At 36.8% G+C, this 24,010-nt stretch carries 23 protein-coding genes and 2 pseudogenes; 7 read left to right on the plus strand and 18 right to left on the minus strand.

Going from position 1 to position 24,010, the window contains the following annotated elements:
* Window positions 1–164: 164 nt before the first annotated feature.
* Complete coding sequence (locus MM239_RS14240; protein WP_241348920.1) at window positions 165–323, plus strand: hypothetical protein; 159 nt, start codon at window positions 165–167, stop codon at window positions 321–323.
* Window positions 324–526: 203 nt separating this feature from the next.
* Here the strand turns inward: MM239_RS14240 and MM239_RS14245 are convergent, their stop codons facing one another.
* A complete protein-coding gene (locus MM239_RS14245) occupies window positions 527–793 on the minus strand; it encodes a zincin-like metallopeptidase domain-containing protein (RefSeq protein ID WP_317235640.1) in 267 nt (88 codons plus the stop codon).
* Window positions 794–805: 12 nt separating this feature from the next.
* The gene (locus MM239_RS14250; RefSeq protein WP_241348921.1) at window positions 806–2,326 is read right to left on the minus strand and encodes an IS1634 family transposase; all 1,521 of its coding nucleotides are present in this window, start codon (window positions 2,324–2,326) and stop codon (window positions 806–808) included.
* Between the two features lie 158 nt (window positions 2,327–2,484).
* Between MM239_RS14250 and MM239_RS14255 the strand changes: the two genes are divergently transcribed.
* Window positions 2,485–3,486, plus strand: coding sequence for a PDDEXK nuclease domain-containing protein (locus MM239_RS14255; RefSeq protein WP_241348922.1), 1,002 nt, complete (start codon window positions 2,485–2,487; stop codon window positions 3,484–3,486).
* A gap of 442 nt (window positions 3,487–3,928) precedes the next feature.
* Here the strand turns inward: MM239_RS14255 and MM239_RS14260 are convergent, their stop codons facing one another.
* The 5 genes from MM239_RS14260 to MM239_RS14280 form a co-directional block, all read right to left on the minus strand.
* Window positions 3,929–4,837: an ArdC family protein gene (locus MM239_RS14260; protein ID WP_241348923.1), complete on the minus strand. Its 909-nt coding sequence runs from the start codon at window positions 4,835–4,837 to the stop codon at window positions 3,929–3,931.
* 271 nt (window positions 4,838–5,108) lie between these two features.
* A complete protein-coding gene (gene mobC, locus MM239_RS14265) occupies window positions 5,109–7,094 on the minus strand; it encodes a conjugal transfer protein MobC (RefSeq protein ID WP_241348924.1) in 1,986 nt (661 codons plus the stop codon).
* A gap of 5 nt (window positions 7,095–7,099) precedes the next feature.
* The gene (locus tag MM239_RS14270; RefSeq protein ID WP_241348925.1) at window positions 7,100–8,386 is read right to left on the minus strand and encodes a relaxase/mobilization nuclease domain-containing protein; all 1,287 of its coding nucleotides are present in this window, start codon (window positions 8,384–8,386) and stop codon (window positions 7,100–7,102) included.
* A gap of 23 nt (window positions 8,387–8,409) precedes the next feature.
* Window positions 8,410–8,805, minus strand: a complete 396-nt coding sequence (locus tag MM239_RS14275) for a plasmid mobilization protein (protein ID WP_241348926.1) — start codon at window positions 8,803–8,805, stop codon at window positions 8,410–8,412.
* A gap of 111 nt (window positions 8,806–8,916) precedes the next feature.
* The gene (locus MM239_RS14280; RefSeq protein ID WP_241348927.1) at window positions 8,917–9,138 is read right to left on the minus strand and encodes a hypothetical protein; all 222 of its coding nucleotides are present in this window, start codon (window positions 9,136–9,138) and stop codon (window positions 8,917–8,919) included.
* 356 nt (window positions 9,139–9,494) lie between these two features.
* Between MM239_RS14280 and MM239_RS14285 the strand changes: the two genes are divergently transcribed.
* A complete protein-coding gene (locus MM239_RS14285) occupies window positions 9,495–9,782 on the plus strand; it encodes a DUF6922 domain-containing protein (protein ID WP_394801510.1) in 288 nt (95 codons plus the stop codon).
* Between the two features lie 80 nt (window positions 9,783–9,862).
* Window positions 9,863–10,540: pseudogene (locus MM239_RS14290) on the plus strand (nucleotidyl transferase AbiEii/AbiGii toxin family protein); the annotation flags it as partial.
* Between the two features lie 363 nt (window positions 10,541–10,903).
* Here MM239_RS14290 and MM239_RS14295 read toward each other — a convergent pair.
* On the minus strand, window positions 10,904–11,965 hold the full coding sequence (locus MM239_RS14295; RefSeq protein WP_241348929.1) for a Fic family protein: 1,062 nt from the start codon (window positions 11,963–11,965) through the stop codon (window positions 10,904–10,906).
* 612 nt (window positions 11,966–12,577) lie between these two features.
* On the opposite strand from MM239_RS14295, the gene MM239_RS14300 reads away from it, so the two are divergent.
* Window positions 12,578–12,772 carry a hypothetical protein gene (locus MM239_RS14300; protein WP_241348930.1) on the plus strand — a complete coding sequence of 65 codons (195 nt, stop codon included), beginning with the start codon at window positions 12,578–12,580 and terminating at the stop codon, window positions 12,770–12,772.
* Between the two features lie 115 nt (window positions 12,773–12,887).
* Here the strand turns inward: MM239_RS14300 and MM239_RS14305 are convergent, their stop codons facing one another.
* The 5 genes from MM239_RS14305 to MM239_RS14325 all read right to left on the minus strand — a co-directional run bounded on the left by MM239_RS14305 (window position 12,888) and on the right by MM239_RS14325 (window position 16,993).
* Window positions 12,888–13,832: a HipA domain-containing protein gene (locus MM239_RS14305; RefSeq protein WP_241348931.1), complete on the minus strand. Its 945-nt coding sequence runs from the start codon at window positions 13,830–13,832 to the stop codon at window positions 12,888–12,890.
* Entirely contained in the window at window positions 13,822–14,160 is a 339-nt protein-coding gene (locus MM239_RS14310) for a HipA N-terminal domain-containing protein (RefSeq protein WP_317235639.1), read from the minus strand. The genes MM239_RS14305 and MM239_RS14310 overlap by 11 nt, the downstream gene beginning before the upstream one ends.
* A complete protein-coding gene (locus tag MM239_RS14315) occupies window positions 14,132–14,362 on the minus strand; it encodes a helix-turn-helix domain-containing protein (protein WP_241348932.1) in 231 nt (76 codons plus the stop codon). The genes MM239_RS14310 and MM239_RS14315 overlap by 29 nt, the downstream gene beginning before the upstream one ends.
* Before the next feature lie 692 nt (window positions 14,363–15,054).
* Window positions 15,055–16,428 carry a hypothetical protein gene (locus MM239_RS14320; protein WP_241348933.1) on the minus strand — a complete coding sequence of 458 codons (1,374 nt, stop codon included), beginning with the start codon at window positions 16,426–16,428 and terminating at the stop codon, window positions 15,055–15,057.
* Window positions 16,415–16,993, minus strand: coding sequence for an RNA polymerase sigma factor (locus MM239_RS14325; RefSeq protein WP_241348934.1), 579 nt, complete (start codon window positions 16,991–16,993; stop codon window positions 16,415–16,417). Before MM239_RS14325 ends, MM239_RS14320 begins: the two co-directional genes overlap by 14 nt.
* 161 nt (window positions 16,994–17,154) lie before the next feature.
* Between MM239_RS14325 and MM239_RS14330 the strand changes: the two genes are divergently transcribed.
* The gene (locus tag MM239_RS14330; protein WP_241348935.1) at window positions 17,155–17,787 is read left to right on the plus strand and encodes a hypothetical protein; all 633 of its coding nucleotides are present in this window, start codon (window positions 17,155–17,157) and stop codon (window positions 17,785–17,787) included.
* A 708-nt stretch (window positions 17,788–18,495) separates the two neighbouring features.
* On the opposite strand, the gene MM239_RS14335 is transcribed toward MM239_RS14330, so the two are convergent.
* From MM239_RS14335 to MM239_RS14355, 5 genes are all read right to left on the minus strand, one after another.
* A complete protein-coding gene (locus tag MM239_RS14335) occupies window positions 18,496–19,242 on the minus strand; it encodes a TerC family protein (protein ID WP_241348936.1) in 747 nt (248 codons plus the stop codon).
* Between the two features lie 69 nt (window positions 19,243–19,311).
* A complete protein-coding gene (locus tag MM239_RS14340) occupies window positions 19,312–19,596 on the minus strand; it encodes a hypothetical protein (protein ID WP_241348937.1) in 285 nt (94 codons plus the stop codon).
* The gene (locus MM239_RS14345; protein WP_241348938.1) at window positions 19,593–20,111 is read right to left on the minus strand and encodes a hypothetical protein; all 519 of its coding nucleotides are present in this window, start codon (window positions 20,109–20,111) and stop codon (window positions 19,593–19,595) included. The genes MM239_RS14340 and MM239_RS14345 overlap by 4 nt, the downstream gene beginning before the upstream one ends.
* Window positions 20,112–20,238: 127 nt before the next feature.
* Complete coding sequence (locus MM239_RS14350) at window positions 20,239–20,601, minus strand: hypothetical protein (protein WP_241348939.1); 363 nt, start codon at window positions 20,599–20,601, stop codon at window positions 20,239–20,241.
* 168 nt (window positions 20,602–20,769) lie between these two features.
* A complete protein-coding gene (locus tag MM239_RS14355; RefSeq protein WP_241348940.1) occupies window positions 20,770–22,452 on the minus strand; it encodes a sodium-dependent transporter in 1,683 nt (560 codons plus the stop codon).
* 846 nt (window positions 22,453–23,298) lie between these two features.
* On the opposite strand from MM239_RS14355, the pseudogene MM239_RS14360 reads away from it, so the two are divergent.
* Window positions 23,299–23,505 (plus strand): annotated as a pseudogene (locus MM239_RS14360) (JAB domain-containing protein); the annotation flags it as partial.
* Between the last annotated feature and the right edge of the window lie 505 nt (window positions 23,506–24,010).

The following is a 24,010-nucleotide window of genomic DNA, read 5'->3' on the forward strand; positions in this document are numbered from 1 at the left end:
GATGATTTAGTCTACAAAACTCGGGAAGTTGAAAGACCAGGTAGAAAGCTACCCAGGCTCAAAAAGCCAAAAAAACCTCATTATATGAATTATAAACCAATTTAATCCTTAACTAAACGACATTGATAGCTTAATAGCTAAAAATCACTCCAAAGTCTTAATTGATGCACAGATATATCAGGGTTTTTTATATTGTGGCTGCTGTTTACGCCTATGGTATATTGACAGACATCGGTAGGTTGATAAGAATGCGAGGTAGGAGAGAGGTATTTTACCTTTCTGAACCAATTGAATCAGAATCAAAAAATGAAACGACTCTTTAAGTTCTTGTAGATCCCTTAATACTTGATAAATAGTGTCAAATGTTTTTATTGATTGAGTGAATTTGGGTTGTTTTGGATAATAGTGGAAAGCTATCAAAATACCATGCCTATATTTAAACCTCATTATATGCTATAAAAACATCTCTCGACACCACCACATAACACAATGACCAAAAAAGGGGAGGGGTATCCCCTTTAAATTTTTAAAATGGACAGTTGGTCAAAATATATTCAACTGCCTTTTGGGCTTTTGAAGCGGCATCCAGCAAGAGCCTTTTATCCGACCTTAACCTGTCTAGCCATACCTTGATATAAGCTGCTGAATTATCCAGTAAATCTTCTTTCATGATTCCTGCATAGTTGCAGAGAAAACTTGCCCCCATTTCAGCTGGCAGCTCTTCTCTTGAATAATACTCAGAATTGAAATCATGGTACTCAACAATTTCTTTCGTATTCCTGTTTTGTGCGATGGGACACCCACGCTAAATTTTCCTGATGATAGAGATAAGTTCTTGTTGTTGCTCTGTTGGTTTAAGAGGTATAGTTGTATAAGTTTTTGATTCTGGCAGGAATACTTTTATCTGATACATGTTCTTTGTCAGCTCTATTGCTCTTGATGCAGAAAACTCTGCTTTAGCAATTTTCAACAATCGTTCCAGCTCCTTAAAGACTGCATAAGACACAAAACAGATGCAAATGTGTGTTTCTATCCTTCGCGGTATGCGATGATAAATAGGTCTTATTCGTATATCGGTTTTACTTATCCGAAAAGCTTTCTCGATATGCCATAGGTTTCCGTATGCCGCAATGACTTCTGTCGGTTTCAAGGTTGTATTCGTAAGGTAGCCTTTCAAACCATCCCATTTTGCATCCAGTTCATACTTGGAGTAATCAATAGCTACTTTTATGTCTGATTCAAGCTTGAGGTATTTGTTATATCCTCTGTTATTGATGTTGTTTTTATCAAGTTTTCCGTTTCTAACCTTTTTTTCAAGCTTTTTAAGCCCTTTTTCCCGATTATGAGCATCCTTCTTCCTTCGTTTTTCTGAAAAGCTCACAACAAGTCTATAACCCTCCTTTTTTAATTCCTTTGGCTTATCATCGGTCACCTCCAACTTCTGGATTTTATCTTTGATCTCGGTGCTTTCATTTTTGATTTTACCACCCAAAACAAACTTATACCCATTGCTGATGAGTGCATTGATATTAGTGGATGACAATAAGCCTGCGTCAGCAATCACAATAGGTTTGTCGATAGAAAACTTCTTTTCAATATTTTTCAATACTGGAATAAGCGTATGCCCTTCATAGGTGCTTCCTTCAAAAATATCATACCCCATAGGATAACCTTTAGGTCCTACAAGCAGCCCTAATTTAATCTGGGGATGCTGGTGTTTACCATCTTTTGAATAGCCTATTTTCCGTAAATCATCTTCATCTGGTATCTCGAAGTAAAGCGTAGTCATATCATAAAAAACAAGGCCGATATTTCCTCCTAAAACCTGCTTAAAGTGTTTAAATGTCAACTCTTCAATCTTGTCTTTATATTTCCCATGGATCTTATCCATATAACGATAGATGGAATAAACGCTAATTTCCTTGTTCTTGAATCTTGCAAGATAATCTATGGTTTTTAGCTTGGACCCAGGATAAACAAGCCGAGACATAATCAGATCTCTGAAAAGTTCATCTAATCCAATAGTATGATAACCTATTGATTCATAAACTTTACCAAGAATATTATCTGGGCCAACCAACTCTACTTCGCTATTGCTGACATTGGAAAGAACGGATTTAACGTTAGCATCCTGATCATTAGAAAACAAAGTAATCTGACCTTTCATTCTTTCGACTTCTAGCTTAGCTTGCCTTTCAAGAATAATAAGCTCTGACTCGTCAAAAGAACTACCTAATGACTTAACGACTTTATTGATTCTTCCAACTTTTTGGATAATCTGTACACTAAAGCTACCGCTAGAATTCTTTTTGCGTCTTATAAACATAAACTAAAAATACTCTGAGACACCCAAAAACAAAAAAATCAAATAACCTAAAGTGTTGAAAATCAAATACCTAATTTTCAGCTAAAATACATCCGTACAAAACAGGGAAAAGACGTTCCAGAAATCATTATCTTTGCATTATAAATGGATACTTCTAAATGCCATTATCCAAGCAAAAATATACTGAACTCATTGACAGCATTGGCTCTACCTTACAAAGAGCAAGGGAAAATGCTGTTAAGGCAGTAAATAATGAATTGGTAAAAGCCAACTGGAAGATTGGTCAATATATCGTGGAATATGAGCAAGACGGAAAAGAAAAAGCAGATTATGGAAGTGCTTTATTGACTAACTTATCGAAAGACTTGAAAGTCAAGTATGGCAAGGGTTTTAGCAAAAGCAGTATCTACCTTTGCAGGCTGTTTTACATCAAATATCCAATTTTCCAGACGGTGTCTGGAAAATTGAGTTGGAGTCATTATGCTGAATTGCTAACCGTTTCAGACGACTTGGCAAGAAGTTTTTATGAGCAACAATCCATCAAAGAAAATTGGGGAGCAAGAGAAATGAAACGTCAAATAGATTCGGCATTGTTTCAGCGCTTCGCATTGAGCAAAGATAAAAAAGGCGTTTTAGCGTTGTCAGAAAAAGGACAGGAAATAGCAACCTCAAAAGACATCATAAAAGACCCTTACGTTTTTGAATTTCTAGAATTACCAATGGACACTATCGTCAAAGAAAGAGCCTTGGAAAAAAAGCTCATTGACAATCTGCAACAATTCTTGTTGGAACTTGGTAAAGGTTTTTCTTTCGTCAAACAACAATTCAAAATCACATTAGACAACGAACACAATTTCATTGACCTTGTTTTTTATCACCGAATTTTGAAGTGTTTCGTTCTCATTGACCTGAAAACAAGGAAAGTGAAACATCAGGACATCGGACAAATGAACCTTTACCTGAACTACTTCAAAGAAGAAGAAAACACCGAAGGCGACAACGAACCGATAGGAATTATCATAGCAGCAGACAAACACGAATATACTGTTAAATATGCAACGGGCGGACTAACCAACAAGATTTTCGTTTCAAAATATCAGTTGTATTTGCCCGACCAAAAACAGTTGGAAGAAAAGGTTAAAGAAATTATTGAGCGATAAAAAAAGAAGGTCGACCGCACAACATTTAGCCCACTAACCAATAGCCCTTGAAAAAAAAACCTGATTGATGCATTCACCTATTAGGGTCGCCGATAGTGATCGGGAGATTATTGGGTGCCGTGTGCGCCTATGGCATATTGACAGAAATCTGTGGGTTGATAAGGATGCGAGGTAGGAGAGAGGTATTTTACTTTTCTGAACCAATTGAATCAGAATCAAAAAATGAAACGACTCTTTAAGTTCTTGTAGATCCCTTAATACTTGATAAATAGTGTCAAATGTTTTTATTGATTGAGTGAATTTGGGTTGTTTTGGATAATAGTGGAAAGCTATCAAAATACCATGCCTATATTTAAACCTCATTATATGCTATAAAAACATCTCTCGACACCACCACATAACACAATGACCAAAAAAGGGGAGGGGTATCCCCTTTAAATTTTTAAAATGGACAGTTGGTCAAAATATATTCAACTGCCTTTTGGGCTTTTGAAGCGGCATCCAGCAAGAGCCTTTTATCCGACCTTAACCTGTCTAGCCATACCTTGATATAAGCTGCTGAATTATCCAGTAAATCTTCATTCATGATTCCTGCATGGTTGCAGAGAAAACTAGCCCCCATCTCGGCTGTCAGCTCTTCTCTTGAGTAATACTCAGAATTGAAATCATGGTACTCAACAATTTCCTTCCTATTGAGCCTGTCTTGATGTCCTGTCGCATGGGTCAGCTCATGGAATAAAACTGAAAAATAACTTTCCTGAGATTCAAACAACCCTTTCTCAGGCATATTGATCAAATCCGAAACTGGCGAATAGTAAGCTTCAGGAATCCCGTGTACAATCCTTGGAGGGTTGACCATTTCCCTGATGATCTGCTCACACCTTTCAAGCGGTTTAGTATTTTCCAAAATCCCAGTTTCTGGAATCTCAAAATCAACCCCTTCCACATCTGCTATATTGAAAACCGTATAATACTTTAGAAAGCCAACCTTTCTGATTTTAGAAGGATGCATCTTCTTGGCTTCCTCCTCCATTAGCTTCCTGCCACTCTTCCTATCAAAATAGCTAAAACCCCAATAACATACAGGCAGTCCCTTTGATCCTTTCTTCATTGAACCACCTAAGTTTTGCGCCTGCTTAAAAGTCAAAAAATACGGTTTGCTATATTGTCCCGTTAACAGGGTCCACATATTGATCCCCCTATAACATTTCTTAGTCACATAGTTTACAGGAATCTCACCTTCCTGCCATACTTGTCTCCATGGCACAATCCCATTTTCAAGCTTTTCAATGATCAGATCAGTCACCAGTTGATAAACATCCTTCTTTTGTTTTTTCGCAATAGTCTTCATGATTTCTTCTTTTAGGTTAAAGATTTAATTATGAAGCATCACCAGGATTCAGCAGCCACTAAATGCAAGAGGAAACGGAATAAAAAGTAAGCAGAGCGCCACGGCTTTATGCCGTAGTCTCTTGCCATGTGTGGGGGATGATATCCTACATTGCTGAGGAATTGAATAGAAAATAAATACTTATCCATTTCAATTGGTATTAGGACTACCTGACTACTAAAAAGTGAAAACAAAGACCTTTAACTCGATTAAAAAAATTACCATATTATAATCATGCCCTTGCGCGAATGATCAAACCAGCCAACCCTGGACTATCCATCATTTTATCTAGTTCCATGTCTATTAGCTGGGATATTTCAGACTTTACGCTTTGGTAGTTTTCCATTACTTCTGTCACTGTTAAATCCCGCACTTTTTTGATATCCTGATACTGTTTTTCTTCGTTGGCAATGCCTTCATGGTCATTGATGATTTTTGCATGAAATCGTTTCAGGGTAATTTCCTGATCGGGGTTGTCAGCCACGATGCCAACAAACTCCCCAGATGAAAGGGTTGAGATGGTAGAAGGTGGTACAGCCAAGTCCATTTGTCGGGAATGGCTGACCGAAGTATCATTGCTATTGATAGAATGGCTTTGTCTAGCCTGCATGATCTTTCCAAACCTATCGGAAAGCTGTTTGGCAGTATCTCCCAACACCTGCCCGGAGATGATATTTCCAACTGTATTCATGATCACTTCGGCTTGTTCCCTACCATAATCCTTTTTCAGTTGGCTGTAATCCTGTACCCCTAAGGTTGTCGCTACTTTATTCCCCCTTGCAGTAGCGATCAGGCTGTCTATGCCATTGAAATAGATGGTAGGAAATTCATCAAATACCAAGCTTGATTTCAATTGGTTCTTCTTGTTTACAATTTTTGTAATCCTAGAAATGTAAAGAGACAATACCGCCCCATAGACCTGTTGCTTTTGCGGATTGTTTCCCATGCAGACGATCTTAGGTTCATCGGGGTTGTTGATGTCAAGGGTGAATTCAGAACTTGAAAGCACATAGTAAAGTTGCGGGGAGGCCAACCTTGCCATGGTTATCTTGGCACTTGCTATTTGTCCTTCCAACTGCTCAGCTGCCCCTTGCAGGTATGCTGATACAAAAGGATTGATTAAAACTTCTATTTCAGGCTCAGACCTGAGCACCGAAAATAGCTTGTCATATTCTACTTGCATCAGTTCAATCACATGGGGGAGGGTGCAGTATTTTCCTTTCCTATATTTTTTCAAAAACCAGATTACAGCCGTCAAAAAGTTGATAGGGGATTCAACAAAAAAATCACCCTGTTTTTTGATCCATTCCCTGTTCAGTCCCATCATGATAGTTCTAGAAGATTCCGAAGCATCCGTAATATCGAGCATGGTACTTGGCTCTAGGGGATTGCACCTGTGGCTATGTTCAAGGTCATCAAAGTTGATGGTATAAAACATCGGAGCAGTTTTGTAAGCCGACGCGTTATTGAGCAAAGCATTGTAGGCTATTTTAGAAAGGTCATCATACTTGAAATCATAGATAAACATCGAAAAACCTTTAGCGATATGCTGGGTGATGATGTGTCTAATCACAAAATAACTTTTCCCAGATCCTGGGGTGCCCACCACGAGGATAGCCCTAAAGGGATTTATAAAGTTAATCCAGCTCTTCCTGACCTTATTGCCAATCCTATAAATCGCAGGTAGGTTGACCGCATATTCATTTTCAAGCTTTCTTTCTTCTTGGGGAAATGTTTCATTCAGTTTGTTGAAAATATCCGTTTGATCTTTATTCCACACAATCCTGGTGAAGCGTATCCCAGAGCTTAAAAGTAATAAATATCCGAATAAAGTTAGGCCTATATAGAAGTACTCCAAGCGCAAAAGCTCTCCGATACTATAGAATAACAAGCCTGATAACCAATAGCATGCTAAACCAAAACTGCCCATCCCCAAAACGGGCAACAAACCTATTGCTAAAGATTTCTTTCCTTTTACGCCCAATATTGAAATCAGCAATAAAAGCATTGCAAGGACCTTTGGAAGCCAAAACTCAGAAAACAGACCCGTCTTTGCCAATTCATTGACAAATTGATCCACCAAATTTATATCCAGTTTCCAGTTTTTAACTACGGCTTTACACTCCCAATAAAAATGGAACAACAAAACCCCAAAACCTATCTTTCTGGTAAGGTCAAGTATTTTTCTTAATGCTTCTTGATTTTCACCTGTGGCCATAGCTGTTACGGTCTGTCTTTTCTATTCTTCTTCCTTTTCTTTTTCAAATTCTCTGGTTCATAGGCAGTCGTTGTACCATAATCGGGGGTTATATGCTCCTTGAAAAATGAAAGTATTTCCTGTAGGCCAGAGGGGTTTAAATTAGCGTCTTCCCTAACTTCCAGATCCTCTGCAGTATTGGACTTTTCGACTTTGCTTACGGCTTCTTCTTGTGCTGATTTTTGGATTAGCAATTCATTTTTGGAATTGACCTTATCAGTCAACATAAAAGTTTTTATTATTCCATTTTCACCAAAAGCTTTTCCCAAGTCAGAACCTCTAAAGACCCTTCTCTGCAAATTGTCCACATAGGTGCAACCATAAATCCTTCCGTCATTGTTGAAAACCAAATGAAGGTAAATCCCCTTCCTTTTCAAGTTTTCCAAAAACAAATCAAGCTTTTCTTTTTCACTACCTTTTGAGCACGCAGAATTTTGTGCTTCAATGATCCTTTGGATCAAATCTTCCTTGGCTTTTACTTTCCCTATGTCAACTTTATCCTTATTGAAGGATGCTTTTTTCAATATCTTAGCATAGGTTGGTTTGTTAAAAAAGCTACTGGATTTGATGGGCACACTTAGGGACTTGCCTTGTTGGTTAGTTATGAAATACACCAGTCCATTTCCATTAAATTTCTTCCCTGAAGCATTTAATTTTAAAGCAGATACATTGAACTGAGCCAATGCTGCCTTGAACGCTGAAAAGGATTCAAAGTGATAACTGCGCATAACCCCCGTTACAATATTTTCAATCATAGCTTTTGTCTCAGCCTTTCCATATTGGGCTTTCTCCAGCGGCTTATAAATCAAATAGTCCTTCTGCTGTCTTTGTGCCTTTACCAGTCCAAGGCTTTCCTCCATTTCCTTTCGAGCTTTTTCTGAGGCCCCTTTCCCTAGGTTATGGGTTTGCAGTCTTTTTCCATTTTGATCTATGATGGTGGAAACAATGTGGATATGGGGATGACCTGCATCATCATGCCTGTAAACAAGATAAGGTTGTTTTCCAAAGCCAATTCTATCCATGTAATCTTTTGCTATGAAGCGCAACAATCCATCATCAAGCTGATCTTTGTTAGAAAAATTAAGGGAAATGTGCAGCGTATTTGTTTTCACCCTTTTGTTGAGTGTAAAGCGCTTTTGAAACCTAGCCAGTTTTTCATTGACAGACAATTCCTGGATACTCCCCAAGAATCCCTGTCCATGGATCAGGACAGCACTCCTGTTTTGTACCTTTGATTCATTGTAGAGAATCAAGCTCCTGATTGTTTTACAAGTGTTTATTTTTGCAACCATTTATCCAATAATGGCCTAACCATGTTCTTGAGCGCGTCCTGTTTCTTTAGGATCTCGTTGAGATTGTTTTCAAGCTTCTTAGCCAAAGCCAATTCTTTGGAAAGGTCTCCAGTTTTGTGAAACACCCTTACCACCTGGTTGGCTGTGATTCCAATGGCATTGATCTCCTGATGGATCAGGGAAAGCTTTTCAAGAATTAAATCGAGGCTTTTATCGTAGGTGGTAACCACCAGTTTTTTTTTGCATAATATATCTCTGACAAGGCTGCTCATTGACTGGTTATGGGACTTGGAAAGCAGCGTCAACAATTCTTGGAACTCGGACTCTGAGACGCTACTTGACACCCTTCTGGTGAGACTGGTGCTCTTGTTTTCTTTCATGGTGATGTAGTGTTTAGCTTTGAAGGACTTTTGCAATTTCTCTAAACTGGTTTGGGATTTTGAATTCAAAGGATAATAGGTTTTGCATGAATTAGAAGTGACTTTAAACCTTCAGTACCCCAGGTTTCCTATCCATTTTTTGGCTAAAGATTTCCAATCAAAAATTGGTGTTCCGCTGTCTGTCTTCCAGCCTGTTGATTCATGAAAATAATAAAACAGATCGGCTTCCTCTAGGGGAACATTTTTTTCAGTAAAGAGGGTGCGGATCTGTCCAATCGCTGGATGAATATGGATGAAACTTTCAGTATAGCGACTTATTCTTAGCGTTTCCATGGTGTTGTTTTGGTTTGGTTGGATATAAATTTTGGAAACAGGAATGGAATTAAATCAGTAGCGACACCGAAGGTGGGTTGAAAAATTCTTTTAGAGTTTAGCAAAACGGTTTAAAGCAGTAAAAAGGCAACCATCAAATTGTAAATTATTATGGTTCAAAAACTCGACTATTACTCTAAGAGGTATTACTGATTTTTTAAAACACATCTCTAATTTTTAACCTCTAAAAAAAAATGAACCTTTTCTGTTGTTTATTTAATTTTAAACCTAGGGTTAGGAGTCGAACTTAAGATCGTCTTTAATCAGAATGGAATTGAGAGAATAGATCAATATTATATAATTTTGTAAAAAAAAGCGTGCAAAAGCGGATCAATATATCAAAACTGTTTCCAAAACACTTATTTTGGGATATGGATACCGAAAGGTTATCTGTTAAGAAAGATAAGGATATTATTATTCCAAGGGCACTATTTGCAACCACAAAAAATAATTTTGAGGAAGATATCAAAAAATTGGAGAACCTTTACTCGCATGAAGTAATTGTCACTGTTTTAGAAAGTACAAAAGAGCTTATTAGCAATGAAGTATGTGCCCTTGTGTCTGACCGTTACAATACTAAGCCATTTTTAAGGTATAACCTATGATAAAAGCAGTATTATCTATACTGTTTCACACCATAAAAGAGTTACTAAGCTTACAAAGTCTTTAAAACTTTTCTTTAGCTGGAGGTACAAATCTAGTTTTACGTTTCAACCATCGTGAATCTATTGACATTGATCTGTTTTGTACAGAGATAATTGGATTTAAAGGCTTCATGCGTATTCGAAAAGAAGTTGAAAATCATTTTGAGGACCAAGCAATTAGTTTTATTGACCTTACCAACATTAATGACCAATTTACTTTTTTACGATTCTTCATCAAGAGCAATTCTGTAATAATCAAAGTGGACTTGATACAAAATATGAAGTCAATAGATCCAATTGAGGAAATCGAAGGTGTCCGAGTGTATTCATTAAGAGATTTTGGTTTGTTTAAAATGCTGAGTGCTTCAAGTCGAACTGCCAAAAAAGACATTTATGATTTGTACTATATCACAGAACAAATCCCAATAATAGAATTGTATCAAACACTTTTAGAAAAGTATTCAAGGTTTAATGGAGAAAAAGATAGAAGTATCTTTGATTTAGACAAAGAAGAAAATGCCATTCATAATCCGTTATTATTATTAAGGTTCGATAATAATTATAAAGTAAGTAAAGATAAGATGATGCATTCTCATGATAACATCATCATTATGGAAAACTCAGTTTCTTGGAGGATGGCAAGTATTCATTGGAGGATGCAAATAAGAAGATTATGTTTACACTTAAACATAGAATATCCATCTCCAAGAAAAAACTAATTGATTTCTTAATCACTTTAAGGCCTAAATTCAAATAAAAAAAAGGCTTACGAGTTCCGAGTTAAAGACAAAACGGTGACTTCGGAATCCAGTTCAAGAGCGGAATGTCGTAAACAACCATACTGTTGCTGACTGAAAAAAGCAGCAGTTTCTAGCCTTTCGGCCTCTGATTTCACTATTTCCAAGCTTGTTACTTTTAACGGTTAAATTTGGGGTTTTAAATTGAAAAAAAAATCGATTCTTGAAACAACCGGGTTATACAGGGTAATAGGGGAGTTTAAAAATGACTTTATTCAAAGAGACAAATCTGTTATTTCGCATCTCACCTTCTAAGTACACGTTTTATTTGAATATTGGTATCCTTCAAGGCGTTAATGCTTTGGTCAGATATGGGTTGATGTAATAATTGGGTTTGCTTACTTTTTTTATCAAGACCCCATCTTTGGCTAATTGATTGAGATATCCCGCAGCGGTGGGACGACTGATGCGAAGGGCCTCTTGTAAATATTCTATTTTGGTGTAAGGATGATGGAAAAGGTGGTTGAGCAGATCCTGACTGTAAAATTTATAATTTTCTCGGAGGACATTTTTCAACACCATCATAGCTTTTTTTATTTCTTCCACTTTGTGCATGGTGCTTAGCGCAGTTTGTTCTACTCCTTGAATCATGTATAAAAGCCAATCTTCCCATTCCCCTGTTTTTCTAACTTCTTGCAAGTGCAGGTAGTATGCGTTTTTATTTTGTATAATAAAATGGCTGAGGTACAGTATGGGCAAGTCAAGTAAACCTTGTAGGACCAAGTAGAGGATATTGATGATTCTCCCTGTACGACCATTGCCATCATAAAATGGATGTATGCTTTCGAACTGAAAGTGAATAACTGCCATTTTGATAATGGGGTCTATCTCACTCATCGCAGGATCGTTGATAAACAGCTCTAAGTTCTGCATTAGCTTTACAATCTCATCATATTCCTGTGGTGGTGTGTAGACCACTTCTCCCGTCTGCTGGTTTTTAAGTGCTGTTCCTGGTAGTTTTCGAAAACCTGCATTGTTCCCTTCCAATACAGTCTGTATTTCAATGATGTGATTGGAGGTAAGAATTCCATGTTTGGTGACAATGTCAAAACCTCTTTTAAGGGCTGATATATAGTTTTTTACTTCTTTGGCTTGTGGGGAAACATCGTAATCAGGACCAAGTGAAGAGCGGTAGAGTTCATCATGTGTAGTTACTATATTTTCCACCTCCGAACTGTCTTTAGCCTCTTGTATGGATAATGAATTGATCAATATATCCTGCCTTGGAATACTTCGAGCTACTCCTTTGAGCTCTGCCAGTGCACGATGTGCTTGATTCAGGGCTTTGAGTACTTGTTTGGTTTCAAGTTCTTTGCTGTAAGGAAGTAATGTAGGTTGCCAAGTCATGGGTATCGTAAAGATTTTTTATTTTTCTTTATCTTGTGAAATGCTAATGTAAAGAAAATTTAAATTCTTTTACATTGCATTGGCTAGATATTAAGAATTTCTCGTTTTTTTTATTTTAGTAACCATTAATTGCTTGAAGTAAATGATATTCTGAGCCGATTAAAAGATTTAATCGGCTCATGGTAATTTTGTTTTAACCGAAATCACTATCAATGTAATTTGAAGAAATTGCTTTTAATTTTTAACTATACTTTAATCAAACCTGTTGTATGGAAATATTGAAATAACCCAAAAACTCATGTGATAAGTTGGACGAATAGAGTTTTCGTTATAGACAAGTAAGACGGGGTTTAGACGTGATTTAGATGAATATTTTTTATAAATTACTAAATATCAATGCTTAGTGATGATTTCAGAAACTGGTATTTAGTGGATTTTAGACGAGATTTAGACATTTTAAAATAAAAAATTGTTACTAAACAAGCACATTAAAATTACCCATATGTTATCATAGTGTGAATTCCATAACCTCAATCTCTCCAAATTACCCAACCATCAAAACCTCCACATTTAACCAAGATAGAACTGGTCACCAAAAATGATCTCGTGGAAATGAGCATACAACTATTGGAAGATCTAGAAAGACTACTCAAGCCCAAGGAAAAAGAGCAAAAGGATTGGGTAAAGCGTGATGAAGTTCGAAGGATACTCAAAACTTCTCCAAAAGTTTTAAAGGACCTCAGGATAAGTAGGTTTATAAATCATATGAAAATCGGTGGATCTAAGCTATCAGACAAAGAAAGTTGAACCAAGGTTGCCTAGAGGTAATTCAAATATAAAAAACATTAATGTTAACAAATGCGCATTTCAATTGAAGTGTCGATGATTCTTGCAGAAAAAACCACCTTTTTTTAAAGTAATACTATTCAAAGATTCGGCTATACCTCTCTTCCAGCAATCTCAAGTATGCTTGCTGCATATCTTCAGTAAGAAAAGAATTTAAGATCCTGTTAACACCTTTCTTTTTGAACTTTAGGAAACGTTTAAAAACACCTTCTATTTGCTTACCTGTTAACCCAAGATTCTGGCCATAGGAAATAAAATCGCTCCTTTTGAGCCTGCTCTTTTTTCCCCCCATAGAAAGTGCCAGTTCTTCTTTGTCTTCAGGGTTGGCAATGGATACGTTAAGCAAGTCATAAGCTGGTGCCAAATGCCAGCCTGATGGAGTTTCGATCAAGGAAAAATTCTTTAAGTGCATGTCATTATTTCCTGTAAGAAATGAAAACACAGTGATTTCGAATAATATCAATTTATCCAAGACTGTATTAGAAGCGTATGCTCCGACAGCTTTCCCCACTTTCTCCATGGAGCTTTTGTATTTGTCAAAGGCTTCTATGATCTGGAACATGTCAATCATGTGAATCTTTTCCAAATTCTCTGTACGGTCTATTCGTTTGGTGATGTAGGAAAGCTCTCCAGATTGCAATCGGATCAAAGACGATGGAACTACAGGAATACCAAAATCTTCAGCCATTCGCATTGTTAGATGTTCATTGGCAGGCAATTCGGGAAATGCAGTAGTAGGAGGTTTAAGGATGTAATTGCCTCCCAATGCGCCCACAACAGTCAATCTTTGATCACTTTGTTCCTGCATTTCTTTGATTAAAGACATTGATAACTTGGGTTGAACACCAGGGACTGAAATAGAACGATCAATCACTAGCTTGGCTAGTGCTGTCATCTCTTCAATAGAATATGAAAGCAGTGGTACTTTCTGAGTCCCGAAAAACTCCGCAGCACACTTGCTGTGGAAGTCCTTTTCTTGTTCTCTCAATGGTTTGTAACAGTAAAGACAATTATCCTTCATGATTATGGGTAACAGGTTTAACATGCACAGCTCCAATACAGTTTTGACAACAAGCTAATAACAATCCCATACGGTCATTAGGGTTTAGCTTCCAGTTTTTTGAGGCAATGTCCAAAAGCCAACCTTCTGGGATCAGTCCATCAAAAAAAGGAAACAACCTATTACTCACATAAGGTTTGTCAATCACCGGCATACTGAAGGTGATGAACTGATTGGGGAAGGACTGAATATATTGCTCAGTATATTGAAAAGTATATTCCCCATCATCCGTTTCAATAAGCATTCCTGCCAGAATATCTTTATAGTAAATCTCCGCCTGTCGCATCATTGATCATTTTACTGTTTACTGGAGCCAGTTCATGTCCGAACATTTGGAGCACCAAATTTACTTTATCGAGATTCAGGTTGGTCTTACCCTGTTCTATCTTTCTAATTACAGTCAAGGCAACACCGCAGCGATCTGCGAATTCCTCTTGGGTCATTCCTGTTTCTTTTCTTCGTTCCTTAACAAAGGTTGAAAGTCTTTTCATTATATGTATTTAAATATAATACAATTCAAAGGTATTGTTTTATATGCAAAAAAGTATAATTAAAGGAAAAATATTTATTCTATATGTATTTGAATATAAATTAATATTGAAGAAAGCATTGACGACTAAATCAATATTTAAGAAGTAATTTTCGCTACCAAGTTCCATGTTCAAATCTCTGAGTACTTACCACAGGTGCATGATAGATTTAGTGAGGAAAAAATATCATCATCTACAGCCCTTCCTATCATCCAAAGCTAGGCAGTGTAGTTCATTTTGCTTAAAAATAGGAGTTGGAAACAGCCTTTGAAATTCCTAATTATCAATTAAAACTATATTGAAAAGCTTAGCGTAGGGTAGGAGACTTACTGTTAGATTGATAGATGCGTGTAAACTCATAGACAGAAGCCTGCTAGATCCTATCATTCTGACAGCATAAAGCTACTATTCATTTGCAGGTGAGGAGGTGATATACTTTTTTTTAGTGATCTGAGAATTAGAAACTTGTTTCAACAAATTGATTTTAATTGTCCTCCAAAACACTTTATAATGCTTACCTATCTTGGTAGATTTTGAAATCTACAATTTTAGCGTAATGTTGGGTTTGTTTTAGAGGTTTGTGACCTAGCATATTTGAAATAGAATCTAATTTTCGAATTTCAAACTTGTGAATGTTTATCTGCAGGCCCTAATTACCTCCCTAAGAAATAATTCAATCCAACACCTATTTCCATGCCATGAACTCGATTTTGTAAAATACCTTTGCCAGAAGCAGGGAACCAATAATGAGAACGCAGATACATTCCCATCCGCTGGGAAAGCAAGTAGTTTGTTCCTATTCCAATTTTTAGATGACTGACTCCAAATTGATTGTTTTGAAGGGTTTCGAACCGATCATCTATCCCTAAACTTTCCTCAAATTCGTATTGAAAGTCCTGTTTGCGAAGTAAGTTACCAACCACACCAATACTACTTTCAAAACTAAAACCAGTATAATATAAGCTTCTCCAACGTAACTCAAGAGGGAAGAACCATTGATGATTTGTGACATAGATTTCATCTAAACTGGTAATATCAGAAGGTCTGCCAGGTAATTGAGCCAAGGCAGTTTGGGGATAGTTAGCAATATCATCATCATCAATTTCTCCCTTCATAGAATTTCTAATTGCTCCCGCATAGATTCCCCAACCATTTTCCCATTCTATTCCTAACTGGATTCCTTGAGTGCTTGATATATAATAGTCAATATTTCTACTCACAGGCACAAGCAAGGACAAACCTGCTTCTACATTAAAAAAAGGCTTTTGCTTCGATTTATCATTGCTTTTATTAAGATTACTGGTATCTCCTACGACCAATTCTTTATCAAGTTTCATTACAAAGTTCTCTTCGGAAGCAACGGAAGGAGCAGCAAGTACATTTGATGATTTGATTTTTGAGTTACTATTTTTCTTTACAGAAGTTGAATCTATAGCCACCCTATTTGAAGCATTTAATTGTTCACCATCTATTTGACCAACTTTCTCACGCTCAGCAATTCCATGAGTGATTGGAGGTTGCTCATTGGGGACTTCCGTAAGTGCTGTAGCTAAATTTGAACCACTATTTTTTATGACGTCGTTTTTAAAACCTATTTGAATTGGCTCACCGGTTTCTTGAATTTCATTGTTTACTATAAGGTTGCTTTGGTTATTGCTAGCTTCTTCCCGCAGAATTACTTTTTGGGATTCTTGGCTAACAACAACGGTTTTGTAAACATATAATGTATCGATGATGTAAACAGTATCATGGTGAACAACTGTATCCATTTTGTTATCACTAATAATGACAGCCTCCTTGGAATTGTTAGCATCACTCTTCTCTTTTAAAGGGAATAAAAACCAGGCCAATAGAAAAAGTAATGTGCTATATGCATATGGCATAAACCAACGTCTCCAAAAAGGAACGATTGGCAATGCCGTATCAAGCATCGGCGCAAAAGCAGCCCAGGCGTCTTTTGAATAAGGTGTATGGACTTCTTCAAGCTTTTGCTTGATTTTTTTATCAAAGTTATTATCTCTGTCCATGGTGATTCGTGTTTTTCTGTGATAATCCAGCGAGAGCCTGCTGTAGCTTTGCTCGGGCCTTTGCGTAATTTGATTTAGACGTTCCTTCAGAAATCCCTAATTTTTCGGCAATCTCCTTGTGTGTATATTCCTCTACTGCGTACAAAGAGAACACCATGCGATAAGCTGGAGGAAGCTGCTGGACCAATCCTAATAATTCTTCAGCACTCAACTCATCAATTATATTAGCTTGATTAGCGTCTGGAAATTCTCTACCATCTAAATCCTGAAAACGCTGTTCGTAAGCTTTAACTTTTCTAAAATGGTCAATTGCTGTATTAACCATGACTCTCCGTACCCATCCTCCAAAACTCAATTCAGGATCATAAGTGTGCAAATGTTGAAAAACCTTTAGCATTCCTTCATTGACCAGTGACTTGGCTTCTTCTAAATTAGAGGCATAGCGACGACACACATTCATGGCTAGGGAATAGCATGTGTGAAAAAGTTTCTGCTGCGCTTTCCTATCATTGGAAATGCATTGTCGGATGACTTCTTGAAGTTCGGAGGAATTTGGAAGATTCATTGTCACAGTATGACGAAGTGAGTGTTTAGCATGGTTGCCTTAAGTGTCTATTTTTGTAGAGACTCATTCAAAATATTTTTTTTTTTTTTTTATTTTCACAGGCAACCATCTTTAAAGTCAAGACCGTAATCCCTCCAAATTAAACCAAAACTTTCACAAAGATGAAAAAAACAATCCTTTCACTTGCCTTATTATTTTCCATCACATTTCTAAGTCTTGCTCAAGACAAACAGGAATCCCTCTTCAATTCCAATTTAAGCATTTCAAATCTGGGCATTATGGTAGAGCCAGGATTTCAAGTTACTCAAGTAACTGGGGAAACTGCTGGTTTCTTTCAATTTAGAAGTGGTATTGTTTTTAACGATAAGTTCACCATTGGTGGGTTTTATGGTCAATTATTAAACGAAGTAAGACCAGCTTCTTTTGGTACAACTTTACCTCAACGTGCCCACTTAGACTCTTGGACTGCGGGGGGCTTTCTTGAATACACCATTTTTTCCAATAAACTGGTACACTTTTCCTTTCCTTTAGCTGTAGGAGTGATGGAAGTAGAAATTGACAATGAAGGTCGAGGAAATGACTTTGATGAAACCAATACGCTATTTTTTGAGCCTCGTGCATTACTCGAAATAAACCTTCACCGTTTTGCACGTTTAAACGCCGGAGTTGGGTATAGAATAATGGGGAATACACTTGAAAGTGCTGTAGGTGTACCTGAGGCAGGAAATGCACTCACATTTCAGATCGGATTAAAGATGGGTGTTTTTTCTTTTAGTCAGCTGAAAAAGAACTAATCTCTTTCCTAAAATAACCGCTGAAATATTTAAGAAATTCTTCAAATTAGACCGATTTCCTCATGGATAGATTCATGCTAATTTATTTCATGGGAGTAGTTCTGTAGGCCTGCTAACTTAGCTTAGGGCGTGCTGAAAAACGCTACCTAGGGAATAAATCCTTCAAATTTTGACCAAAACCTCAATTAACAGGTATTGCCTTTCTAAGCAGGTGTAAGCTTATCCTATGATCTACCTTAATTTGTGTGCACCAGAAAATTTCTCAACGCTAAACTTTCAAGCTAGCCAGGCATACCATCCCTGCCTGGCGACTTGACAGGTTCTTCATTGGGCTCATTCGAAGTATACGTATACACCTTCATTCGCCAGCTTTGAACTTGCTTACTAATAGGCAGGTCTGGCATACCAGAGACTTTTTCAGCAAGCCCTAGCTTAACAATCCGAAATCTCTAAAGCAACAGCCATTAGCTGAGCAATTACAGCAATGAAGACCATACTGGTAAATCTAATCCTTTCTTCGGACAGCCCTAGCAAAAGCAATGAGTTTAGCGTGCTCTTGAATAATGCTTCTGATGTCAGCAAAATCAGCCTCACTTTCTAACATAGATTTAAGCAAATTTGACTTTTTCAATAGACTCTAAAGTTTACTTTATCTCCATCTTTCGATATAAAAATAGGCTGTCGCGATGTTGCAACAGCCTTATTTTTTTACTTCTGGATAATTCTCGGATTGAGCTTAACTTTTTTCCCATCTGCATTTTTTCTTATCCTCATGTTGATCAATTCAACACTCAAGGAAAAAAATACAGCGAAATAAATATAACCTTTTGGCACTTCTATATGGAATCCTTCTACCAAAAGCATAAACCCTATCAAAATCAAGAATGAAAGTGCCAAGACCTGTAAGGTGGGGTTCTTGTTGATAAAGCTGCTAATTTTTCCTGCAAACACCATCATGACTGCCATGGCTATGATTACTGCTACTATCATCACGATGACCTGGTCCACCAAGCCTACTGCTGTTAAGATACTGTCAAATGAAAATATGATGTCCAAAACTATGATCTGAAAGATCACCTGTGTAATGCCCCTTGTGGAATTGGCCTTTACCTCTTCAGCTTTGCCTTCCATTTTGTGATGTATTTCCAAGGTGGATTTGAACAGCAGAAAGAGTCCACCAAAAGCCAAGATCAAATCTTTTCCACTTAAGTCAAAGTCGAATAGACTTATCAAGGGATCATTAAACTTGATGATATACGATATCCCAAGCAATAAGCCAATCCTGAAAATCATTGCAAATGCAAGCCCCAAGATCCTGGCTTTTTCTTGCTGGTGTTGTGGAAGTTTATTTGAAATGATAGAAATGAATATGATATTATCCACTCCTAAAACGATCTCAAGGAATGTTAAAGTTGCTAATGCAACCCAAGTTTCTGTCAACAGGAATATTTCCATATATTTTTTTAGAAAGTTAAGCTAAGATTTAAGCATTACAGGAAACCCAATGGGTCTCCTGTAACAAATTTAATATCCAACGCTTAATAATGAGCGTTTTGGAAGTAACAAATCCCCTTTCAAACAAACACTTTCTTCAGTAACTGCCCACACAGTAGTTTCTACTTGATACATCTTCTTGGCATAGTCCAAGAATGTCAATTTCACTTTTCCATGTTCTAGATTCCCTAGAAGCAGTGCATTATTCAAGGCCCTGTCGCGGATAAGTGTCTCTGATTTTATCAACAGGACGTCCTCCTTTGGAAATCTTATGTTTTTGATTTCCTCTTTCTGAATTAAAACTGGATTGTTCATATTACTAAGCTCTTGTTTTCGGTTGTGTTTTTTAAAGTTGATTTAAGAATTGCCTCCCATTTTTTGATCAAAACTGGCTCTCCGACCAAATCGGAAAATTTATCGCCATGGAAGAATTCCAAAGATTCAATTACTTTTCCTTGTGGGTTTAACAACTCCAAGTAAAGCCCATCGATAATTTTTCTATCTGGACCTTTAGATTTCAAAGACCTTGAAATTTCATTGATTCTAACCTGCTTTACCTCGTTGAAATCAATTAATATTGGTTTGATTTCTTCAAGATCATCAATGTAGACCAAAGTTCTTTGCTGGGTGTCCAACCCTATAAAATATTGGCTTCTCCATTGATCTTGCATGTTTATAGTTAGTCCATGGCTTTTTATAAAGCCTTTAAGGAGAGATTCTTTGTTCAATTTTGCTTTTTTCACTTTCAAGTGATTTACATAGAAAGGAATAGCGAAAGCTACCATAGCACCAATAGCAATGGAAGTTGATATGATATCAATATCAATCATGATTTTATAATTTTTGACAGCCTTTTATTGTCTGTCCTTTTGAAATTGTTTTTAGAAAGTTATTTGCTTTTAAAAAAAGCATTAAAGCCTCCTATCATGTAGATAAGAAGATTGGAAAAGTCTAAAATTACCAAAAATAGTGTGTAGGAAATTTCAGTTCCTTTATGTCAAAAACCACAACAGTTTCCTGAGTGATTTTAAAAAGTGTCTTGATAATAGCATGAAGGTGAATGGTCAAAAAGGTATCAAAGCAACCAATGAAATTTTGAGCTACTAAATGAATCTTTCCATTGACCAAGGAGGGAGGGTCTGAATCCAAGATTAGGGAAAGGTTCCCATTGTACTCTCCCAAACTTACATTTGAAAAATAGACTGAAGTATCATCAAGAACTTTTGCTTTGGCAATACTGAAATACGGCATAGCCACACCATAGATAACCATGGTAATGGCAAGCGAAAATCCCATAATCTGCTTCAGGACATTATTCATTTCCAGCAATTTTCATGTTGTCTTCAAGATCAAAGCACAAGCCAAATACGATGAATTTGTTGTAAAAGTTCATGTCATTTTTTACTTGGGTTCAACACTTTGTAAAGAAAATATATTGTTGCAGCTACGACCAATCCTTGGGTTATAGCCATCACCGTTATTGCGATGTTATTCATGACCTTTCTTTCCTTCCTTTAATCGTTTTTGATTGGACAAATAGACGAGTGAACAAATAAATCCAAATAACCCAACTAAGAGTAATCTGGCCATATTAATATAAAATATTTTATCTTGAATAAAGCTTTTTTCTTTATCAGTATGGGCAAGAAGGAATTGTTCTTTTAACCCAAAGTTTGAGATATTTTTAATGATAGAACTATTATCCAATACCCAATTCCCACCATTCATGATGCTGGAGATATTTTCAGCCCATTCATTTTGGTATGGACTAATTAAAGCTCCTATAAACACAAATAGAAGCAACAGAGGAGTTACATATTTGATGATAAACTTATACACCTGAGGAATTTTGATGTCTGAACCTTCATTGATTTCATTCCAACCTTTGTCAATACCAAAGACCCAAGAGAAGAGAACTGACTCTAATAAAGCAAAGATGACCAAACTGACTGTTCCTGCCCAATAATCATATTCATCAAATACGCCAAATTGGTAGAGTAAGACCGTAGGCAAACCCATTGTCAATGCGAGCATGCCAAAAGACCATGCACCTTTATTTCTTCCCCAACCAAATTCATCCTTCATAAAACTCATCCATGGAGTCCCCATTGCCAGGGAAGAAGTGATTCCTGCAAAAAACAACAATCCAAACCATAACACACCAGCAAAGGCAGCAGCTGTCTCTCCCCATTGTTGGAATAGAAAAGGCATTGTTTGGAAGGCCATTCCAAAACCTGCATTTTTCAAAACCCAATCCAGTCCCAAGTATCCAGCAGCGATAGGTATGACAATACTGCTTCCCAACACTACTTCAACAAATTCATTCATAAAACCTGCCGATACTGCATTCAAAGCGATATCCTCATTGGCTTTGATAAAGGCTGCATAGCATTGGATCGTTCCCATTCCCACTGAAAGTGTGAAAAATATCTGACCAGCAGCTGCAAGCCACACTTTTGGATTTGTCAAAGAATCAAATTGTGGTGTCCAAAGAAAGTTTAAACCATCCCAAGCATTTGCATCAGGGAACAGATCAGATTTTCCTGATTCACCCAGAGTCAAACCTCTAAATGCCAATATTACCCCAAATAGAATAAGTAATGGCATACCAATTTTTGCAACTTTCTCAATGCCTCCCAGGCCTTTGGATAGGATGTAAATATTTAAAGATAAGACCAAAACATAAAAAAATACAGTTTCAAATGGGAACCAAGTGTATGATGAAAGCTCTCCCACATAATCGTTGAAAAATACAGCAACCTCAGCTTGTGACAACCCTTTGAAAGTGCCTACAACTGAGTGTAAAATATAAACCAAACTCCAAGATTCTATGTAGGTGTAATAAGCTACAACGGCGATATTTGTGAAAATACCGAATACACCAACATATTTCCAGACTTTGGAATTCCCCATGCCATCCATGATGTATGGGGTGCTGTGGTTATTGAATTTACCTCCATACCTGCCAGAAGACCACTCTATAAATAAAAGAGGTATTCCCATGAGTAGAAAGCATATTAAGTAAGGGAAGATAAAAGCTCCACCTCCATTTTGAACAGCCTGAACGGGGAATCTTAGGAAGTTCCCCAAGCCAACAGCATTTCCTGCCATTGCAAGTATAAGACCTAGTCTTGAACCCCATGCTTCACGAGGCATAAGCTTATTGCCCATAAATATTATAGGTACAATTTTGAATAAAATGTTAAAATCTGAAAGACTTTGAAGTCTTGATACTTAGTATATGAAAGGGCTAGGATAAAGTTAAAAAAAGAAAAAAAATGGATAGAGGAACGCTAATATCAAACTTGATTTTGCGTTCAGTGAATTTAGTACTTTAATATCATTTGATAAATCAATGAATGCTAGGGGATTATCCCAGAATAACCAAAGACAATCCTTATCAGCTTTGATTTTGGATATACCAGAAAAATTGTAATCATATTGGGAAATGATTCCGACTATGTCAAATGTTGAATGTTTTTGTTTTAGCGAAAAAAACGATTTATCTGTTGACTGTTCTGTGTAAGATAAATCTTTGAATTCTTTTTCCGAAGCAACAAAAGTATTCTCCTGCCATCCCAAGAATAGGAAGATCGCTATAAATAAAGAATAGATGTACTTACGATTTCTCAAAGGAATACCAAATTAACAATTTCAAATGTATGAAATAAAAAGAATTAAATACAACAATTTTGTCGGGGAGTATTAGCTAAAAGCTGTCCATCCCTTCTTAGAGCGATTACTTAAAGTGGGACTAATTTTTCAATATTCATATTTTCAAATCCACTTGCTTTTAGTGTTTATCCGTCCTATCTATTTAAGCTGTGTTTGATTAGTAGCAATCCATTACAAAACAAGTTTAGGCTCTTGCCTGCTGTAGCGTCCAAGAGCCTTCGGCATAATCACATGGCTTCCCGCATGGCTTTTACTTATTCCTTTGCCACTTGGTCCTGTTGGGCAAAAAGGGCTGTTGCTGCACCATAACCAAATGCTAAACTTAAATGGACATGTGATAATCATCCCTTTGTGAATTTGATAAGCTCAGAGCAAGGCAGGAGACTATCAGATAGGGTAAAAGAAACCTGTAAGCTCCTTGACATAAGCCTGCTAGATCATATCATCCTGAGAGCTGAAAGCTACAATTCATTTGCAGGTGAGGGGTTGATAGAACTTCTTTTTATGGTCGTCTATTGCCATCATGAAGGTCCATTTTTTAATTGCTAAAGGAAGTTTAGCGTGTGCATATTCATTTATCATGTTAGCGTAACACAGCTAAACACCACAGGTATTTAGCACTCAACTTGATGATAAATATTAGCTTGTTTTGTTTTCTAAAGACTCAAAATGGTTACATGTTGGCTAATATTTTATCCAAACGATGATGTAGAAAACAAGGTCCTCTACAGTTTATTTTGTTTGAAAAATACATGAAAAAATTTTAGCGATGTTTCTTTAAGCCCTTCTAGCCTAAGAAAGCAACATTTTTCATTGCCCTTCGATAGAAATTAATTTTGATACTTTTTACATGCTTAGGTTGGAACAATATTAGAATTATAGAAGGAAGGAATATCAATTTAAAGACAATAATTTGGAAAGCACACCTAGCTTATAGCGCTTCTAGGTCTTAAAAATTCACATGCTTAATCCTATGTAGTAAAAGAATTCACACCAGTTTGAGATTTCAATTAAAGCTCCATAAAAGTCCATAGCAAACCATTTGTTCAACAAT

Origin of the sequence: Belliella filtrata, assembly GCF_022549775.1 — a bacterium.
In the GTDB taxonomy this organism is placed as follows: domain Bacteria; phylum Bacteroidota; class Bacteroidia; order Cytophagales; family Cyclobacteriaceae; genus Belliella; species Belliella filtrata.

Excerpts from the sequence above, each read along its gene's own strand:
- MM239_RS14240 (WP_241348920.1), top strand. The coding sequence starts at position 165 with ATGCACAGATATATCAGGGTTTTTTATATTGTGGCTGCTGTTTACGCC.
- MM239_RS14250 (WP_241348921.1), bottom strand. The coding sequence starts at position 2,326 with ATGTTTATAAGACGCAAAAAGAATTCTAGCGGTAGCTTTAGTGTACAG.
- MM239_RS14255 (WP_241348922.1), top strand. The coding sequence starts at position 2,485 with ATGCCATTATCCAAGCAAAAATATACTGAACTCATTGACAGCATTGGC.
- MM239_RS14260 (WP_241348923.1), bottom strand. The coding sequence starts at position 4,837 with ATGAAGACTATTGCGAAAAAACAAAAGAAGGATGTTTATCAACTGGTG.
- mobC (WP_241348924.1), bottom strand. The coding sequence starts at position 7,094 with ATGGCCACAGGTGAAAATCAAGAAGCATTAAGAAAAATACTTGACCTT.
- MM239_RS14275 (WP_241348926.1), bottom strand. The coding sequence starts at position 8,805 with ATGAAAGAAAACAAGAGCACCAGTCTCACCAGAAGGGTGTCAAGTAGC.
- MM239_RS14280 (WP_241348927.1), bottom strand. The coding sequence starts at position 9,138 with ATGGAAACGCTAAGAATAAGTCGCTATACTGAAAGTTTCATCCATATT.
- MM239_RS14295 (WP_241348929.1), bottom strand. The coding sequence starts at position 11,965 with ATGACTTGGCAACCTACATTACTTCCTTACAGCAAAGAACTTGAAACC.
- MM239_RS14300 (WP_241348930.1), top strand. The coding sequence starts at position 12,578 with ATGAGCATACAACTATTGGAAGATCTAGAAAGACTACTCAAGCCCAAG.
- MM239_RS14305 (WP_241348931.1), bottom strand. The coding sequence starts at position 13,832 with ATGAAGGATAATTGTCTTTACTGTTACAAACCATTGAGAGAACAAGAA.
- MM239_RS14310 (WP_317235639.1), bottom strand. The coding sequence starts at position 14,160 with ATGATGCGACAGGCGGAGATTTACTATAAAGATATTCTGGCAGGAATG.
- MM239_RS14315 (WP_241348932.1), bottom strand. The coding sequence starts at position 14,362 with ATGAAAAGACTTTCAACCTTTGTTAAGGAACGAAGAAAAGAAACAGGA.
- MM239_RS14320 (WP_241348933.1), bottom strand. The coding sequence starts at position 16,428 with ATGGACAGAGATAATAACTTTGATAAAAAAATCAAGCAAAAGCTTGAA.
- MM239_RS14325 (WP_241348934.1), bottom strand. The coding sequence starts at position 16,993 with ATGAATCTTCCAAATTCCTCCGAACTTCAAGAAGTCATCCGACAATGC.
- MM239_RS14330 (WP_241348935.1), top strand. The coding sequence starts at position 17,155 with ATGAAAAAAACAATCCTTTCACTTGCCTTATTATTTTCCATCACATTT.
- MM239_RS14335 (WP_241348936.1), bottom strand. The coding sequence starts at position 19,242 with ATGGAAATATTCCTGTTGACAGAAACTTGGGTTGCATTAGCAACTTTA.
- MM239_RS14340 (WP_241348937.1), bottom strand. The coding sequence starts at position 19,596 with ATGAACAATCCAGTTTTAATTCAGAAAGAGGAAATCAAAAACATAAGA.
- MM239_RS14345 (WP_241348938.1), bottom strand. The coding sequence starts at position 20,111 with ATGATTGATATTGATATCATATCAACTTCCATTGCTATTGGTGCTATG.
- MM239_RS14350 (WP_241348939.1), bottom strand. The coding sequence starts at position 20,601 with ATGAATAATGTCCTGAAGCAGATTATGGGATTTTCGCTTGCCATTACC.
- MM239_RS14355 (WP_241348940.1), bottom strand. The coding sequence starts at position 22,452 with ATGGGCAATAAGCTTATGCCTCGTGAAGCATGGGGTTCAAGACTAGGT.